1 protein-coding gene is annotated in these 274 nt (G+C 41.6%); it reads right to left on the bottom strand.

Going from position 1 to position 274, the window contains the following annotated elements; all coding sequences use genetic code 11:
- Nucleotides 1-274, bottom strand: a 274-nt coding sequence (locus tag HPY27_RS29870; RefSeq protein ID WP_371814391.1) for a hypothetical protein, incomplete at both ends; no start/stop codon positions are given.

Consider the following 274-nt stretch of genomic DNA (forward strand, 5'->3'; position numbering starts at 1 on the left):
AGTTGAGATCTTGCGTATGGGAATGCAGCTCTTGCTCTTTGGATTGGAGCTGTTGTTCTTGCTTCTGCAAGTTTTGAGTCAGGGATTGAAGTTCTTGGTCTTTCATCTGAAGTTTTTGATCAAGATCGAGAAGTTCTTGTTCACGTGAGTTAAGGTCTTGCGTCTGGGAATGCAGTTCTTGCTCTTTTGATTGGAGCTGTTGTTCTTGCTTCTGCAAGTTTTGAGTCAGAGATTGAAGTTCTTGGTCTTTCGTCTGAAGTTTTTGATCAAGATC

Source organism: Brevibacillus sp. HB1.1, from assembly GCF_013332445.1.
Taxonomy (GTDB): domain Bacteria; phylum Bacillota; class Bacilli; order Brevibacillales; family Brevibacillaceae; genus Brevibacillus; species Brevibacillus porteri.